The organism is Streptomyces diastatochromogenes, assembly GCF_002242805.1.
Lineage (GTDB): Bacteria > Actinomycetota > Actinomycetes > Streptomycetales > Streptomycetaceae > Streptomyces > Streptomyces diastatochromogenes.
Window position 1 is genome coordinate 514,298 of record NZ_MCGQ01000007.1, and the last position, 15,583, is coordinate 529,880.

The 15,583-nt window shown below is 72.8% G+C and carries 16 protein-coding genes; 6 read left to right on the plus strand and 10 right to left on the minus strand.

The genetic code is table 11. From position 1 onward, the window contains the following. Positions 1 to 11: 11 nt before the first annotated feature. Entirely contained in the window at positions 12 to 1,367 is a 1,356-nt protein-coding gene (locus BEK98_RS06820; protein ID WP_094215476.1) for a glycoside hydrolase family 10 protein, read from the minus strand. Positions 1,368 to 1,449: 82 nt separating this feature from the next. Continuing rightward, the gene (locus BEK98_RS06825; RefSeq protein ID WP_094215477.1) at positions 1,450 to 2,487 is read right to left on the minus strand and encodes a LacI family DNA-binding transcriptional regulator; all 1,038 of its coding nucleotides are present in this window, start codon (positions 2,485 to 2,487) and stop codon (positions 1,450 to 1,452) included. Positions 2,488 to 2,631: 144 nt separating this feature from the next. Between BEK98_RS06825 and BEK98_RS06830 the strand changes: the two genes are divergently transcribed. Both BEK98_RS06830 and BEK98_RS06835 read left to right on the plus strand, forming a co-directional pair. Then, positions 2,632 to 4,944, plus strand: a complete 2,313-nt coding sequence (locus BEK98_RS06830) for a beta-xylosidase/alpha-l-arabinosidase (protein WP_094215478.1) — start codon at positions 2,632 to 2,634, stop codon at positions 4,942 to 4,944. A 152-nt stretch (positions 4,945 to 5,096) separates the two neighbouring features. Further along, positions 5,097 to 5,966, plus strand: coding sequence for a COG4705 family protein (locus tag BEK98_RS06835; protein WP_208643033.1), 870 nt, complete (start codon positions 5,097 to 5,099; stop codon positions 5,964 to 5,966). Between the two features lie 184 nt (positions 5,967 to 6,150). Here BEK98_RS06835 and BEK98_RS06840 read toward each other — a convergent pair whose 3' ends face one another. Genes BEK98_RS06840 through tsaB form a run of 4 tightly spaced genes read right to left on the minus strand, consistent with a single transcriptional unit; the run spans position 6,151 to position 8,648 of the window. Further along, on the minus strand, positions 6,151 to 6,402 hold the full coding sequence (locus tag BEK98_RS06840) for a hypothetical protein (protein WP_094215479.1): 252 nt from the start codon (positions 6,400 to 6,402) through the stop codon (positions 6,151 to 6,153). Next, positions 6,399 to 7,484, minus strand: a complete 1,086-nt coding sequence (gene tsaD, locus BEK98_RS06845) for a tRNA (adenosine(37)-N6)-threonylcarbamoyltransferase complex transferase subunit TsaD (RefSeq protein ID WP_094215480.1) — start codon at positions 7,482 to 7,484, stop codon at positions 6,399 to 6,401. Before tsaD ends, BEK98_RS06840 begins: the two co-directional genes overlap by 4 nt. After that, the gene (gene rimI / locus BEK98_RS06850; RefSeq protein WP_094215748.1) at positions 7,477 to 7,974 is read right to left on the minus strand and encodes a ribosomal protein S18-alanine N-acetyltransferase; all 498 of its coding nucleotides are present in this window, start codon (positions 7,972 to 7,974) and stop codon (positions 7,477 to 7,479) included. The genes tsaD and rimI overlap by 8 nt, the downstream gene beginning before the upstream one ends. Positions 7,975 to 7,991: 17 nt before the next feature. Next, a complete protein-coding gene (gene tsaB, locus BEK98_RS06855) occupies positions 7,992 to 8,648 on the minus strand; it encodes a tRNA (adenosine(37)-N6)-threonylcarbamoyltransferase complex dimerization subunit type 1 TsaB (protein ID WP_094215481.1) in 657 nt (218 codons plus the stop codon). 113 nt (positions 8,649 to 8,761) lie between these two features. On the opposite strand from tsaB, the gene BEK98_RS06860 reads away from it, so the two are divergent. After that, the gene (locus tag BEK98_RS06860; RefSeq protein WP_094215482.1) at positions 8,762 to 9,319 is read left to right on the plus strand and encodes a hypothetical protein; all 558 of its coding nucleotides are present in this window, start codon (positions 8,762 to 8,764) and stop codon (positions 9,317 to 9,319) included. A gap of 6 nt (positions 9,320 to 9,325) precedes the next feature. On the opposite strand, the gene BEK98_RS06865 is transcribed toward BEK98_RS06860, so the two are convergent. The 4 genes from BEK98_RS06865 to alr form a co-directional block, all read right to left on the minus strand. Then, positions 9,326 to 9,514 (minus strand): hypothetical protein, encoded by a 189-nt coding sequence (locus BEK98_RS06865; protein ID WP_094215483.1) that lies wholly within the window; start codon positions 9,512 to 9,514, stop codon positions 9,326 to 9,328. Between the two features lie 127 nt (positions 9,515 to 9,641). Beyond that, positions 9,642 to 10,154 (minus strand): tRNA (adenosine(37)-N6)-threonylcarbamoyltransferase complex ATPase subunit type 1 TsaE, encoded by a 513-nt coding sequence (tsaE, locus tag BEK98_RS06870; protein ID WP_094215484.1) that lies wholly within the window; start codon positions 10,152 to 10,154, stop codon positions 9,642 to 9,644. Further along, a complete protein-coding gene (locus BEK98_RS06875; RefSeq protein WP_094215485.1) occupies positions 10,120 to 11,382 on the minus strand; it encodes an alpha/beta fold hydrolase in 1,263 nt (420 codons plus the stop codon). The genes tsaE and BEK98_RS06875 overlap by 35 nt, the downstream gene beginning before the upstream one ends. 140 nt (positions 11,383 to 11,522) lie before the next feature. Further along, positions 11,523 to 12,689 carry an alanine racemase gene (gene alr / locus BEK98_RS06880; RefSeq protein WP_094215486.1) on the minus strand — a complete coding sequence of 389 codons (1,167 nt, stop codon included), beginning with the start codon at positions 12,687 to 12,689 and terminating at the stop codon, positions 11,523 to 11,525. Positions 12,690 to 12,872: 183 nt separating this feature from the next. Here alr and BEK98_RS06885 point away from each other — a divergent pair, with 183 nt between their 5' ends. Genes BEK98_RS06885 through BEK98_RS06895 form a run of 3 tightly spaced genes read left to right on the plus strand, consistent with a single transcriptional unit; the run spans position 12,873 to position 15,516 of the window. Next, positions 12,873 to 13,637 (plus strand): CPBP family intramembrane glutamic endopeptidase, encoded by a 765-nt coding sequence (locus BEK98_RS06885; RefSeq protein WP_094215487.1) that lies wholly within the window; start codon positions 12,873 to 12,875, stop codon positions 13,635 to 13,637. 11 nt (positions 13,638 to 13,648) lie between these two features. Then, positions 13,649 to 14,920, plus strand: coding sequence for a sensor histidine kinase (locus BEK98_RS06890; RefSeq protein ID WP_094215488.1), 1,272 nt, complete (start codon positions 13,649 to 13,651; stop codon positions 14,918 to 14,920). Next, positions 14,872 to 15,516, plus strand: coding sequence for a response regulator transcription factor (locus tag BEK98_RS06895; RefSeq protein ID WP_094215489.1), 645 nt, complete (start codon positions 14,872 to 14,874; stop codon positions 15,514 to 15,516). Before BEK98_RS06890 ends, BEK98_RS06895 begins: the two co-directional genes overlap by 49 nt. Positions 15,517 to 15,583: the final 67 nt, after the last annotated feature.

Here is a 15,583-nt window from a genome sequence, read left to right on the forward strand (position 1 = left end):
TTGGGAAATTCTCATCCCAACGTCACCGTGGGCAGCGGGTTGCTCCCGCTCCACGACGCGTTGAAACCGAACGTCACCGAACCGCCGTCCGGCACAGAGCCGTTGTACGAGGCGTTCGCGCAGGACACCGCCGCGCCCGACTGGGCGCACGTGGCGTTCCAGGCCTGCGTGATCTGCTGGCCCGCGCCGAACGTCCAGTTCGCCTTCCACGAGGACAGCGAGGCCCCGGAGCAGGAGATCGTGACCTGCCCCGTGAAGCCGGTGTTCCACTGGCTGGTCACGCTGTAGGCCGCGGTGCAGGCGCCGGTCGGGGGCGGGGTGGTGGTGGAGCCGCCGAGGGCCTCGGCGATGCCGTGGTAGGCCGGTTTCGGCGCGTAGTTCTCGTCGTACGGCGTCGCCGCCCCGTACCCGGGGAACGTGCTCGGCACCCAGGAGTCGGAGTCGGTGAAGCCCCACACGGTGACGTTGACGCAGCGGGCCACGGCCGCGCAGGCGGCCACCACGGACTTGAAGTCGGCGGCCTGCTGGGCGAGTTTCGTGCTGTCGGCGGGCAGCGCCATCCGTACGTCCAGCTCGGTGATGGCCACGTCCACGCCGAGGTCGGCGAAGCGCTGGATGTTCTGCTGGAGCGTGGCCGGCACCTGGCCGAGGATCAGATGGGCCTGCAGGCCGACGCCGTCGATCGGAACGCCCTGCTGCTTGAGGGACTTGACCAGGTTGTACAGGGCGGTGGACTTCGCGTTCACGCCCTCGACGTTGTAGTCGTTGATGTACAGCTTGGCGTCCGGGTCGGCCGCGTGGGCCCAGGTCAGGGCGCTGGCGACATAGCCGGAGCCGAGGCCGTTGTACCAGAGGGTGGAGCGGTAGGTGCCGTCCTCGTTGAACGGCTCGTTGACCACGTCCCAGGCGGCGATCTTGCCCTTGTAGCGGCCGACCTCGGTGCTGATGTGGTTCTGCAGCAGGCTGCCGAGCTGGGCCGAGGTCCAGCTGCCGTTGGTCAGCCAGCTCGGGTTCTGGCTGTGCCAGACCAGGGTGTGGCCGCGCACCTGCTGGTTGTGGGCCTGGGCGAAGGCCACGATCTGGTCGGCCTCGCTCCAGTTGAAGCTGCCCTGGGTGGGCTCGACCGTGCCCCACTTCATGGCGTTGCCCGGGGTCAGCGAGCTGAACTGGGCCCCGGCGATGTCGCCGTACGTCCCGGTGAGCTTGGAGCCGGTGACCGCCGTACCGATGACCTTGCCCTTCGCGGCCGCGAGGTCGCGCAAGGGGGTGTCGGCGGCGTGCGCGGTGCCGGTGCCGGCGGCGAACAGGCCGACAGCCGTGACCAGGGCGGCCAGGCAGGCCCTCGAAGGGGTTCTGGAGGATCTCATTGCGGGTGCCTCCGAAAGTTTCGGTCGTGCAACCGATTGACTTCGGAGGAGTGTGGGGGCGCACCTCCCACCCGTCAATACGTCAACTTCCGGCCACACCCGGCGCTGCCGTGCTGGACCGCACCACGAGGCTGGTCGCCAGCTCCACCCGGGTCGCCGCCCGCTCGTCGTCCGCGCGGCCCAGGTCCAGCACCAGCCGGGCGGCGGCCTCGGCCATCTCCGTCAGCGGCTGCCGTACGGTCGTCAGCGGCGGGCCCACCCAGCGGGCCACCGGCAGATCGTCGAAGCCGACCACGCTCAGGTCCTCCGGGATGCGCAGCCCCAGTTCGCGCGCGGCCTCGTACAGCCCCAGCGCCTGCAGGTCGTTGCCCGCGAAGACGGCGGTGGGCCGGTCGGGGCCGCGCAGCAGCTCCAGGCCCAGGCGGTAGCCGGAGTCGTGGTGGAAGTCGCCGGTCCTGACCAGGCCCGGGTCGACCGGGAGTCCGGCGGTCTCCAGGGCGGCGCGGTAGCCGTCGAGGCGGGCGCGGCTGCACATCATCCGGGAGGGGCCGCTGATCGCGCCGATCCGGGTGTGGCCCAGCTCCACCAGGTGCCGGGTGGCGGCGAGGCCGCCCTGCCAGTTGGTGGCGCCGATCGAGGGGACGTCCGGGCCGGGGTCGCCGGCCGGGTCCATCACCACGAACGGGATGGAACGGCTGGTCAGCAGCGCCCGCTGGGACTCGTCCAGGCCGGACAGCACGAGGATCACCCCGTGCGGGCGGCGGGCGGCGACCTGGTCGGCCCAGGTCCGGCCCGGGGTGAGGCGCCCGGCGGACTCGGACAGCACGACACTCAGGCCCGCGTCCCGGGCCACGTTCTCCACGCCCCGGATGACCTCCATCGCCCAGGCGCTCTCCAGCTCGTGGAAGACCAGGTCGATCAGGGGCGAACGGGAGGCCTCGGCACGGCGGCGCCGGTAGCCGTAGGCGCGCAGCAGCTCCTCGACCCGGGTGCGGGTCGCCGGGGCGACGTCGGCACGGCCGTTGAGGACCTTCGAAACAGTCGGAGCGGACACCCCCGCTTCCCGGGCGATTTCGGCGAGGGTCGCCGTCTGCGTTTCTACGGGCTTCGAAGGCTTCATGCCCGCGATCGTATCCCTGCGGACCCTCTTGACGAAGGCCTTCGCTCGCCATAGGTTCCCGGAACATTCGATGTATTGTCCGAAACATTCGCAGCATCGACGAGCCCCTCTGACGAGCATCCCGACCCATCCGACGGGAGTTCCATGACCACCGCTCCTTGGCGCGACCCCGCCCTGCCCGCCGCCGACCGCGTCGACGACCTGCTCTCCCGGATGACCCTGGAGGAGAAGACCGCCCAGCTGTACGGCGTGTGGGTGGGCGCCGCCACGGACGGCGACGGAGTCGCCCCGCTGCAGCGCGAGATGACCGCCGAGTACGACTGGGACGAGCTGATCACCCGGGGCCTCGGCCAGCTGACCCGCTCCTTCGGCACCGCCCCCGTGGACCCGGCGCTCGGCGCCCAGGCCCTGGCCCGCGCCCAGCGGAGGATCGCGGCGGCGGGCCGCTTCGGCATTCCGGCCCTCGCCCACGAGGAGTGCCTGGCGGGCTTCACGGCCTGGGGCGCGACGGCCTACCCGGTGCCGCTGGCCTGGGGCGCGTCCTTCGACCCGGCGCTGGTCGAGCAGTTGGGCCGGCACATCGGGCGCGATCTGCGCTCGGTCGGCGTCCACCAGGGCCTCGCCCCCGTCCTGGACGTGGTCCGCGACCCGCGCTGGGGCCGGGTGGAGGAGACGATCGGCGAGGACCCGTACCTGGTCGGCACGGTCGGCGCGGCCTATGTGCGCGGTCTGGAGTCGGCCGGGATCGTCGCCACGCTCAAGCACTTCGCCGGGTACGCGTCCTCGGCCGGCGCCCGCAACCTCGCGCCCGTCCGGGCGGGGGTGCGGGAGTTCGCGGACGTGACCCTGCCGCCGTTCGAGATGGCGCTGCGCGAAGGCGGGGCGCGCTCGGTGATGGCCGCGTACACCGAGACCGACGGCGTGCCGGTCTCCGCCGACCCTGGCCTGCTGAGCCACCTGCTGCGCGACGAGTGGGGCTTCACCGGCACGGTGGTCGCCGACTACTTCGGCATCGGCTTCCTGCAGACCCAGCACCGGGTCGCCGGTGACGAGGCGGGCGCGGCACACCTGGCCCTCGCGGCGGGCATCGACGTCGAGCTGCCGACCCTGAAGTGCTACGGCACCCCGCTGGTGACCGCCGTACGAGCGGGCCGTGTCCCGGAGTCCCTGGTGGACCGGGCGGCCCGCCGCGTCCTGCTCCAGAAGTGCGAACTGGGCCTGCTGGACGAGGACTGGCGACCGGAACCGGAGGGCCCCGTCGACCTCGATTCGGCGGGCAACCGGGCGCTGGCCCGCCGGCTGGCGGAGGAGTCGGTGGTCCTGCTGGACAACCCCGACGGGCTGCTCCCCCTGGCCCCCGACACCCGGGTCGCAGTCGTGGGCCCCCGCGCGGCGGACGCGCTCGCGATGCTCGGCTGCTACTCCTTCCCGTCCCACGTCCTCGCCCACCACCCCGAGGTCCCCCTCGGCCTCTCCATCCCGACCGTCCTGGACTCCCTGCGCGCCGAACTCCCGGACGCCAAGGTCACGTTCGCCGAGGGCTGCGGGGTCTCGGACCCGGACACCGCCGGCTTCGCGGAGGCGGTCGCCCGGGCGGCCGAGGCGGACGTGTGCGTGGCGGTCCTCGGCGACCGCGCGGGCCTGTTCGGCCGGGGCACCTCGGGCGAGGGCTGCGATGTGGCGGACCTCCGACTTCCCGGCGTACAGGCGGAGTTGCTGGACGCACTGCTCACCACGGGCGTCCCGGTGATCCTGGTCCTCCTGACCGGCCGCCCCTACGCCCTGGGCCGCTGGCACGGCCGGCTCGGCGCGGTCGTGCAGGCCTTCTTCCCCGGCGAGGAGGGCGGCCCGGCACTCGCCGGGGTCCTGTCCGGCCGCGTGAACCCCTCCGGCCGCCTCCCGGTGAGCGTCCCGCGCATGCCCGGCGGACAGCCCTGGACCTACCTCCAGCCCCCGCTGGGCCTGGCCGGTGAGGTCAGCAGCCTGGACCCGACCCCGCTGTACCCCTTCGGCCACGGCCGCTCGTACACCTCGTTCACCTGGCAGGACCACACGGGCAACGATGTCACCGAGATCGGCACGGACGGCTCGTACGACCTCTCGCTGACCGTCCGCAACACGGGCGAGCGCGCGGGCGCGGAGGTCGTCCAGCTGTATCTGCACGATCCGGTGGCGTCGGTGACCCGCCCGGACGTCCGGCTCATCGGCTACCAGCGGGTGGAACTGACCCCGGGCGAGGCCCGCCGGGTGACCTTCCGCTTCCACCCGGACCTGTCGTCCTTCACCGACCGCACGGGCGCGCGGGTGGTGGAGCCGGGGGCGCTGGAGCTGCGCCTCGGCCCGTCGAGCGCCGAGGTACGGCACACGGCGCGGCTGCGGCTGACGGGGCCGGTACGGGTGGTCGGGGCGGATCGGCGGCTGCGCTGCGAGGTGGAGGTGTCCGAGGGAACTGATTGAGCGGAAGGGGGCGAGGGGACGTATTGAGCCACAGCGGAACCACAAGGAACCCGGTTCCGCAAGACCTCTGACACGGCGTTCAGGACGGGTTCAGGTTGCGCCTGGCAGGGTCGGGCCGAAGTTGATCACCCCCCACCCCGACAGGAGCACCCTTGACGACGACGAAGTCCGTGATGAAGAAGCTGCCCGAGGTCACGCTGGCGTTCTGGATCATGAAGATCGCCGCGACGACCCTGGGCGAGACGGCGGGCGATCTGTTCGCGCAGACGCTGAAGCTCGGCTATTTCCTCACCACCATCGCCCTGTTCCTGGTCTTCGTGGTGACGCTGGTGATCCAGCTGCGCTCGTCCCACTACAACCCGTTCTTCTACTGGACCGTGATCCTGTCGACCTCCATGGCCGGCACCACGATGTCCGACTTCATGAACCGGGACGCCAGCGCCAAGTACCTCTCGGGCGGCGCCACGAAGCTGGGCTGGGGCCCGCAGGGCCTCGGCCTCGGCTACCCGGAGGGCGCGGCGATCCTGGTCTCGATCCTGCTGCTGATCTTCCTCGGCTGGAAGCTGAGCGGGATGACCTTCCAGATCACCGAGATCGTCTCCTTCAAGGGCGAGGCCCTGTTCTGGTCGGCCATCCTGGTCTCCAACACGCTCGGCACCTCGATGGGCGACTTCCTCTCCGACAGTTCGGGCCTCGGCTACCTGGGCGGCGCGGCCCTGGTGACCGGCCTGCTGCTGGTGCTGCTCGCGCTGATGAAGGTGCCGGCCGTCCCGAACGTCCTGCTCTTCTGGATCGCCTTCGTCCTGACCCGCCCGCTGGGCGCCACGGCGGGCGACTTCCTCACCAAGCCGGTCGCCAAGGGCGGCCTGGACCTCGGTACGGCCGGTTCGTCGGCGGTGCTGCTCGCGCTCCTGTTCGGCCTGATGGCGTACGCGCACCTGCAGGAGCGGAAGGCCGGGACGGCCGCGCTCGAAGGCCCAGAAGCGCACGCGGTCAGCCTCGACAAGGCCGGCCGCCGGTAACGGAAAACACCCCGCCCCCGGAGAACCGGGGGCGGGGTGTTCATGGAGCGCCGGGCAGGCCTTGCACCTGCATTTCCCCGCAGGAAGCGGGGCGTCTTTCCTTGGACCACCAACGCACTGCGTTCGTACCGGATTTCCGGCCGTTCGCTGTGTGATGATCATAGCCGATGTGCGGGCCGGTACGTCAACTCAGCTGCTCGAACCGCCAGCGGTGCACCGCCCGGGTCACCAACTCGGCGTCCGGCTCGGGAAGTTCGGGCAGCGAGGCGTCGTACGGCGCGTCCCACCAGGTGATGACGAGCACCCGGTCCTGCGGGGCGCGGAAGGTCTCCCGCCGTACCGGCTCCCGGGCGAGCCCCTGTGCCCGCACCCAGGCGAGGAGTTCCCCGCCCCGGCCCTCGGCGGCCCGGGCCTCCCACATCAGGGCGACCGTCACGAGTACAGGTTCTCCTTGCTGACCTCGTGCACATGGTCGTGGCCCGGGACGTGCGGGTCCGTCACCGGCAGGGAGGAGTCGGCGGACAGGTCCCAGCTGGAGGCGGCCCGGTTACGGGCGACCATCTCGGCGCCGAGGGCCGCGACCATCGCGCCGTTGTCCGTGCACAGCTTGGGGCGCGGGACGCGCAACCGGATGCCGGCGGCCTCGCAGCGCTCCAGCGCGAGGGCGCGCAGCCGGGAGTTGGCGGCGACACCGCCGCCGATCATCAGATGGTCGACGCCCTCGTCCTTGCAGGCGCGGACGGCCTTGCGGGTGAGGACGTCCACCACGGCCTCCTGGAAGGAGGCGGCCACGTCACGGACCGGGACCTCCTCGCCAGCGGCGCGCTTGGCCTCGATCCAGCGGGCCACGGCCGTCTTCAGGCCGGAGAATGAGAAGTCGTACGCCGCGTCGCGCGGGCCGGTCAGGCCGCGCGGGAAGGCGATCGCCTCCGGGTCGCCCTCGCGGGCGTAGCGGTCGATGACCGGGCCGCCGGGGAAGCCCAGGTTCAGCACGCGGGCGATCTTGTCGAAGGCCTCGCCGGCCGCGTCGTCGATGGTGGAGCCCATCGGGCGGACGTCGGAGGTGATGTCCTCGGACAGCAGCAGGGAGGAGTGGCCGCCGGACACCAGCAGGGCCATGGTCGGCTCGGGCAGCGGGCCGTGCTCCAGCTGGTCCACGCAGATGTGGGAGGCGAGGTGGTTGACGCCGTAGAGGGGCTTGCCGAGCGCGTAGGCGTACGCCTTGGCGGCCGAGACGCCGACCAGCAGGGCGCCGGCGAGGCCGGGGCCCGCGGTGACCGCGATGCCGTCCAGGTCCTTGGCGGAGACGCCCGCCTCCTTGAGCGCGCGGTCGATGGTCGGGACCATCGCCTCCAGGTGGGCCCGGGACGCCACCTCGGGTACGACACCGCCGAAGCGGGCGTGCTCGTCGACGCTGGAGGCGATCGCGTCGGCCAGCAGGGTGGTGCCGCGGACGATGCCGACGCCGGTCTCGTCGCAGGAGGTCTCGATGCCGAGGACGAGAGGTTCGTCAGTCATTGGTCTCGGTTCCTTGTACGGAGGATGAACCCGCGGCGGAGCCGCTGTTGGATTCCGTGGTCAGGCGCATCACCAGGGCGTCCACGTTGCCCGGCTGGTAGTAGCCGCGTCTGAAGCCGATGGGCTCGAAGCCGAAGCGCTCGTAGAGCTTCTGGGCGCGGACGTTGTCGACCCGGCACTCCAGCATGACCTCGGAGCACTCGAAGGCGGTGGCGGCCTTCAGCAGCTCGGTGAGCAGCAGGGCGCCGAGGCCGGTGCCCTGCTGGTCCCGGGCCACGGCGATGGTCTGGACGTCGGCCAGCTCGCCGGAGGAGGCCAGGCCCGCGTAGCCGACGATGCGGCCGGCGTCCTCGGCCACGAGGTAGCGCCGGGTCGCCTCGGAGCCCCGGGAGTGGGCCAGCTCGGACCAGAACATGCCGCGGGACCACGCGTCCTCGGGGAAGAGGTCCTTCTCCAGTTCGAGGACGGGGTCGATGTCCCACCAGCGCATCTCGCGCAACTGTCCGGTCACTTGGGGGTGACCACCTTGTAGTTCTTGGGGACCTGGGCGTCGGGACGGCGCAGGTACAGCGGGCGCGGGGCCGGAAGCTCCTCGCCCGCGGCCAGCTTCTCGGCGGCCAGCGCGGCGAGGGCGGCGGCGGACACGTGCTCGGGCTCGTGGGCGCTCGGGAACGTGTCCGGGTAGAGCAGCGCGCCCGCGCCGACCGCGGGGAGCCCGGCGACCTGCTCGGCGATGTCGGCGGGGCGGTCGACGGCCGGGCCGGTCAGGCGGGTGCGGGAGTCGGCGTACGTCGCCCAGTAGACCTCCTTGCGCCGGGCGTCGGTCGCCACGACGAAGGGGCCCTTCTCGATGTCGGCGGCGTAGGCGAGCCCGTCCAGCGTGCACAGGCCGTACACGGGGACGCCGAGCGCGAGGCCGAAGGTGTCGGCGGTCATCAGGCCGACGCGCAGGCCGGTGTAGGGGCCGGGGCCGGTGCCGACGACGACCCCGGTGACGGCCTCCAGCTTGAGCCCCGCCTCGGCGAGCACACGGTCGACGGCCGGCAGCAGCAGCTCCCCGTGCCGGCGCGCGTCCACCTGACTCGACGACGCGATGACGTCCGTCCCGTCGTGCAGTGCGACGGTGACGGCGGGGGTGGCGGTATCCAGAGCGAGCAAGAGCACGCGAACAGCCTACGGCGCCCGCGCCGCCCGCATCGCCGTCCGGGGCAGACGGTGACTGACTGCTACGGTCTGTACGAAGTACGACATATGGCGCGAGGCAGAGGTGGACGGACGTGGCAGGGACCAGCTCGGGGATCGTGGCCGGCCTCACCGCGGCGGCCCTCGGAGCCGTCGGCTTCCTCGCCTACCAGGCGCAGGCGACCGTACCGGCGAGCCTGGCCGGCGGAGCCGGCGCGGGGGCGTCGCCCTCGGCGAGCGCCAGCAAGGCGCCGCGCGACCTGCGCAACCCGGGCGCCCTGCCGGGCGACTCCGGTACGGGTGAACGGGTCGTGTACTCGGTGGACGACGACCGGGTCTGGCTGGTCGACGAGAGGAACGTGGTGCAGCGCAGCTTCGGGGTGCACCCCGGCGCGGTCGACCCGCCGGTGGGCCGGTACTGGGTCACGTCCCGCTCCAACGCGGTCACCGGGACGGACGGCGTTCCCATCGAGCACGTGGTGCGCTTCACCAGCGTGGACGGGGTGGTGATCGGCTTCAGCGCGGCGGTGGGCAGCGGCGCGGGGATGACCACCGAGGGCGTGAAGACGGGCGGTATCCGGGAGTGGCGCGAGGACGGCGACGCGATGTGGAGGTTCGCGACGATCGGCGTACCGGTCGTCGTCATCCGCTAGCCGCGGCTACGCGGCCCGGCGGTGCCCCTGCTCCCGCTCGGCCCGCCCGGCCTGCTCGGTCTTCTCGGGCTCCGGCTGCCGTGGTGGTCGGGAGATGGTGGCCGCGGCCGCGCACGACGCCAGCAGGTCGTGCATGGACACCCCGGAGACCACGAGCGGCCCGGCCGGTTGCGCCGTGGGTCGAGAAGCGGGCATGGACGCCTCCTGACGTGCGGGGGCGGGCGTAGTTAGGTACACCTAACCACTGGCTGGATACCATGTGACCACGCCCGGGACGCCCGGCGCAACATGTTGCCGACGGCTTGTCGGAAAGTACGGCGGATCAGGCGTCCAGCGTGTCCAGGCCGGCCTCGGCCCACCGCTCCCCGAGCCCGGTCACCGTCACGTGCCGTACCTCGTCCGTGGTGTCTCCGACGGCGCGGTGGATGACGACCTGCAACCGGTCCTCGGTCAGCTCCTCGACCTTGCCCTCGCCCCACTCCACGACGATCACCGAGTCGGTCAGGGAGACGTCGAGGTCCAGGTCCTCCATCTCGTCGAGGCCGCCGCCGAGCCGGTAGGCGTCGACGTGGACGAGCGGGGGGCCGTCGCCGAGGGAGGGGTGCACCCGGGCGATCACGAAGGTCGGCGAGGTGACCGCGCCACGGACGCCCATTCCCTCGCCCAGCCCGCGGGTCAGCGTCGTCTTGCCCGCGCCCAGCTCCCCGGTGAGCATCACCAGGTCGCCCGCGCGCAGCAGCTTGGCCAGTCGGCGGCCCAGCTCCCGCATCTGCTCGGGAGAGGTGACGGTCAGCCGGGTCTCAGCGGGGTTGTGCGGTGCTGCTGGTGCTTCCATAGCCACTTACGGTAGCCCCTGCGGGCACGGCACCCGCGCGGGTGAGCAGGTCGGCGAGCCGGTCGGTGACCACTTCCGGGTGTTCCAGCATGACCAGGTGCCCCGCGTCCGGCACCAGCACCAGCTCGGCGTCCGGGAGCAGGTCGGCGATGACCTCGCTGTGCTCGCTGGGCGTGACCAGGTCCTGCACCCCGGCCAGCACGAGCACCGGGAAGTCCCGGAAGCAGGCGAGCGCCTCGGTCTTGTCGTGGTCGGTGAAGGCCGGGTAGAACTCGGCGACCACGTCGATCGGCGTGGACTCGATCATCCGTTCGGCGAACCGCTCCACGGCCGGGTCGACGTCCCGGGTCGCGAACGAGTACCGCTTGATGATCCCGGCGAACAGATCGGCGGTGGCCCGGCGGCCCTTCTCCACCAGCTCCGCCTGCTGCCCGAGCGCCTTCAGCACTCCGGGGAGGATCCGGCGCACCGCGTTGACGCCGGCCAGCGGCAGCCCGAAGTTGACCTCGCCGAGCCGTCCGGACGACGTGCCGACGAAGGCGGTGGCGACCACCCGGTCCCGGATCAGCTCCGGGTACTGGGCGGCCAGCGCCATCATCGTCATCCCGCCCATGGAGTGGCCGACCAGCACGATCGGCCCGTCCGGTACGGCCGCGTCGAGGACCGCCTTCAGATCGCGGCCGAGCTGGTCGATGGTGACGGGCACGCCGTCCTGGGTCTGGGCCACGCCCCGCCCGGACCGCCCGTGGCTGCGCTGGTCCCAGTGGACGGTCCGGACGACCCCGCGCAGGGCGGCGCGCTGGAAGTGCCAGGAGTCCTGGTTGAGGCAGTAGCCGTGGCTGAAGACGACGGTGACCGGGGCGGGTGCCTTGCGGCCGAAGAGCCGGCGGCGGCGCGGGGAGACGTTCGGGCCGGGGTCGGGGTCGACGTCGTCGACCTCGTAGTACAGCTCGGTGCCGTCGTCGGCGTGCGCCTTGCCGGGGGTGCCGCGCAGGGTGCCGTAGGGGCCCGCCGAGTCCAGCGCGAGCCGGGCCTTGCGGCGCATCCCGCGGCCGACGGTCATCCGCTCGATGGCCACACCGGCGGCCGCGCCCGCGGCGAGCACGCCTATCGCGGCACCGGCGATGCCGGTCGCCCTGCGCCAGCTGCCGGCCGCCTCCGCGGCGGAGGCGGCGGCGGCCGCCGAGGCGACGACGTCCGCCACGGCCTCCGCACTGCTCTCGCTCACGTACCGCTCCTCTTCGCCGTACTGCAGTTCGCTGGGTGGATGAAACAGATGGTGCCGGTGGGGCTGGTGTGGTGCAGGGGTGGTGCGTGGTACGGGTCAGGACGGGAGTAACCGGGCGCGTGCGCCCGTCTCCGAAGGGGTTACCCCTCTTCTTCCCCGTTCACATAGACGCGAGGAACGCGCGTTCCGATCCGGGTGACGATTTCGTACGCGATCGTGCCGCAGGCCTGCGCCCAGTCCTCGGCGGTCGGCTCACCCCGGTCGCCGGGCCCGAACAGCACGGCCTCCGCGCCCACCGGGGGCTCGTCCCCGCCGAGGTCGACCACGAACTGGTCCATCGCGACCCGTCCGGCGACGGTCCGCCACTTGCCGTCGACCAGCACCGGGCCGGTGCCGGAGGCGTGCCGGGGGATGCCGTCCGCGTAGCCGACGGGGACGAGGCCGAGGGTGGTCTCGCCGGGGGTGACGTAGTGGTGGCCGTAACTGACGCCGTGTCCGCCGGGCACGTGCTTGACCAGCGCCAGTGACGCGCTGAGCGTCATCACCGGCCGCAGGCCGAAGTCGGCCGGGGTGCCGATCTCCGGGCTGGGCGAGACGCCGTACATGGCGATACCCGGACGGACCAGGTCGAAGTGGGTCTCCGGGAGGGTCAGCGTGGCCGGGGAGTTGGCGAGGTGCCGCACCTCGGGGCGTACGCCCTGTTCCTCGGCGTACGCCACCATCTCCCGGAACCGGGTGAGCTGGGCGGCGATGGACGGGTGCCCGGGTTCGTCGGCGCACGCGAAGTGGGACCACAGACCGGTGACCCGGACCAGTCCCTCGCGCTCGGCGCGCAGGGCCTCGGCGACCAGCTCGGGCCAGTCGGCGGGCTGGCAGCCGTTGCGCCCGAGCCCGGTGTCGGCCTTCAGCTGCACCCGTGCGGGCCGGCCCGCCTGCCGGGCGGCCTCCGTCACCTCGCGCAGCGCCCACATCCCGCTGAGCGCGACGTCGATGTCCGCCTCGATGGCCTCCCGCCAGGGTCCGCCCGGCACCCACAGCCAGCACAGGACGCGGGTGTCCAGACCGGCGGCGCGCAGCGCGAGGGCCTCCTCGGGCGTGGCCGTGCCGAGCCAGGTGGCCCCCGCCTCGACGGCCGCGCGGGCGCACGGCACGGCCCCGTGGCCGTAGGCGTCGGACTTGACGACGGCCATCAGGGCGGCGCCCTTCGCCCGGGCGCGCAGGGCCCGCACATTGGCGCGCAGGGCGGCCAGATCGATCTCGGCCCGGGCGCGCAGGGGCGCGGTCGGCACAGCTGCAGTCTCACTCATGGCGCCCCCAGTGTCTCAGAGGACCGCGCGGGCCCCAGGTGCAGTGCCAGGTCCCGGGCCGCCGCGGTGGAAGGCCACCCGGATGCCGCGCGGACGGGTCACCCGGGGGGTGGACCTGGGTACAGCCCGATTCGGCAGGCAGGTGCAGTCCGCACGCGCCGCCGCCCCGGCATCGTCGAGGCCATGCAGACGAGACAGTGGTGGAAAGCACAGGCAGGGGTCTATCTGGTGGTCGCCTTCGTGGCGGCCGGAGCGCTGGGAGCGCTGCAACCGGCCACCGGGATACCCACGGAGGTCGTCCAACTGACCCAGTTCGGCCCGGCGTTGGGCGTGGCCGCGGCGGCGCTGCTGTGGCCGTCCCTGACGCGCGAACTACTCGCCGGTCCCCCGGCGCACCCGCCCGCCCCGTGGCGGAAGCTGCTCGCCACACCCGCACTGATCATCCTCCTCTCGGCAGGCCCGTACGCCCTCCTCACCCACACCACCCACGCCACCGACCCCCGCGGCCTGCACCACCCCTTCCTCCTCATCGCCCTCGCCCAACTGGTCGGCGCCTGCGGCGAGGAGATCGGCTGGCGCTGCTTCCTGCAGCCCCTGCTGCGCACCCGCTTCGGACCGCTCACCGCGTCGGCGGCGGTCGGGGCGGTGTGGGGCCTGTGGCACGTCCAGGTGCTGGCCCGGAGCCCGGCCTACGCGGTGGGGTTCCTACTCGCCACGATCGCGATGTCCGTCGTGCTGGGCCTGGCCCTGGAGGGAGTCGGGGGACGCCTGCGCCTGCTGCTCGCGGGCGGCTTCCACGCCCTGGTCAACCTCGGAATGCTGCTGTTCATGGACGAGGAGACGGGCAGGGCGGTGCCGATGGTCCTGTTCGGGCTGGCCTGCGCGGTGACGGCGGTGGCGTGGGTGGGGCTCAGGCGCGGGGTTACGATCCCGGCGGCCGTGGGGTGAGGGGGCATGGGGTGGGGGGTTTCCGGCGCGCGGACTGGGTCGCGCTCGGGCGGTGTCAGCTGGTCGGGCTGGCCGGGTTTCTGGTGGTCGGGGCCGGGCTGTTGGCCGGCGGCGCGTTGACGCTGCTGCCGCTCGGGATCGGCTTCCGGGTGCTGCCCGCGGCCGCCGGGCTGCTGCGCCGGGTGTCCGACCGGTACCGGGCCCGCGCGGCCCGCTGGACCGGCCGCCCCCTCAGCCCGCCCGACCCGCTCCCCCGCGGTACGTCGGCCCGCCGCGGCAGTGCCGCGATCCTCGGGGACGACGGCTTCTGGCACGACCTGCGCTGGGCCTGGCTGGAGCCGTGGACGGGCGGGGTGCTGGCGGCGGTTCCGCTCGCGCTGGTCGAGTACGGGGCGTTCGGCGCGCTGGTCCAGCCCTTCGTCTGGCGCCGGCTGGGCGACGGCAACTGGTACGCCTTCGTACCGGTCACCTCCACGGCCGGCATGCTCACGGCCCTGCTCCTCGGCCTGGTCCTCATCACCACGGGCCTGCGCCTGGCGCCGGTCATGGCGACCCTGCACGCCCGCCTCACCCACCGCCTGCTCTCCGCCCCGCGCACCACCGAACTGACCCGCCGCGTGGCCCGGCTGGCGGACACCCGGGCCACCGCCCTGGACGTGCACGCGGCCGAACTGACCCGTATCGAACGGGACCTGCACGACGGCGCCCAGGCCCGCCTGGTGGCCCTGGGCCTCACCCTGGACGAGGCGACCCGCCTGCTGGGCACCGACCCCGAGGCCGCCCGCACCCTCCTCCTGGACGTCCGCGCCACCTCCGCACGGGCGTTGCAGGACCTGCGCGACCTCGTCCACGGCATCCACCCGCCGATCCTGACGGACCGGGGCCTCGCCGACGCGGTCCGCTCCCTGGCCCTGGACAGCCACCTGGACGTCGAGGTGACGGTGGATCTGCCACCGGCCCGCCTCCCCGCACCCGTCGAATCGGCGGCCTACTTCGCGGTGTCCGAACTCCTCACGAACGCGGCGAAGCACGCGGCGGCGACCCGGGTCGACATCACCCTCACCCACAACGCCACGCACCTACGGGTGAGCGTGACAGACGACGGCCACGGCGGCGCCGACCCGTCCTCCGGGACCGGACTCCCGGGCATACGACGCCGGTTGGATACCTTCGACGGCACCCTCGCCCTGCACAGCCCGCCGGGCGGACCGACCACCGCGACCCTGGAGATCCCGTGCGCGTCGTCCTCGCCGAAGACCTCTTCCTCCTCCGCGACGGCCTGACCCGCACCCTGCGCGAGCACGGCTGCGAGGTCGTGGCCTCGGTCGACAACGGCCCCGCGCTGGTACGGGCCCTGCGCGAGACGGACCTGGACGTCGCCGTGATCGACATCCGCCTGCCGCCGACGCACACGGACGAGGGGCTGCAGGCGGCCCTGGAGGCCCGCCGCACCCGCCCCCGGCTGCCGGTCCTGATCCTCTCCCAGTACGTCGACCAGCTCTACGCCCATGAACTCCTCGCCTCCGGAGAGGGCGCGGTCGGCTACCTCCTCAAGGACCGCGTCACCCACACCGCCCAGTTCATCGACGCCCTGCACACGGTCGCCGCCGGCGGCACGGTGATGGACCCCCAGGTCATCGCCAAGCTCCTGACCCGCAGCGAGAAGCGGGGCCGGACCGACTCCCTGACCCCCCGCGAGCACGAGGTCCTCACCCTCATGGCCGAGGGCCGCTCCAACACGGCCATCGCCGACGCCCTCCACATCAGCGAGAGCGCGGTGGCGAAACACATCGCGTCGATCTTCAGCAAGCTGGAGATAGAGCAGTCGCCGGAGGCGAATCGGCGGGTGTTGGCGGTGTTGGCCTACTTGAAGGGCTGACACCCGCGTAGCTACGTAACTGCGGGCAGTCGTGCCGCTGGGGCGGTGCCCACCCTGCAGCGGCTGC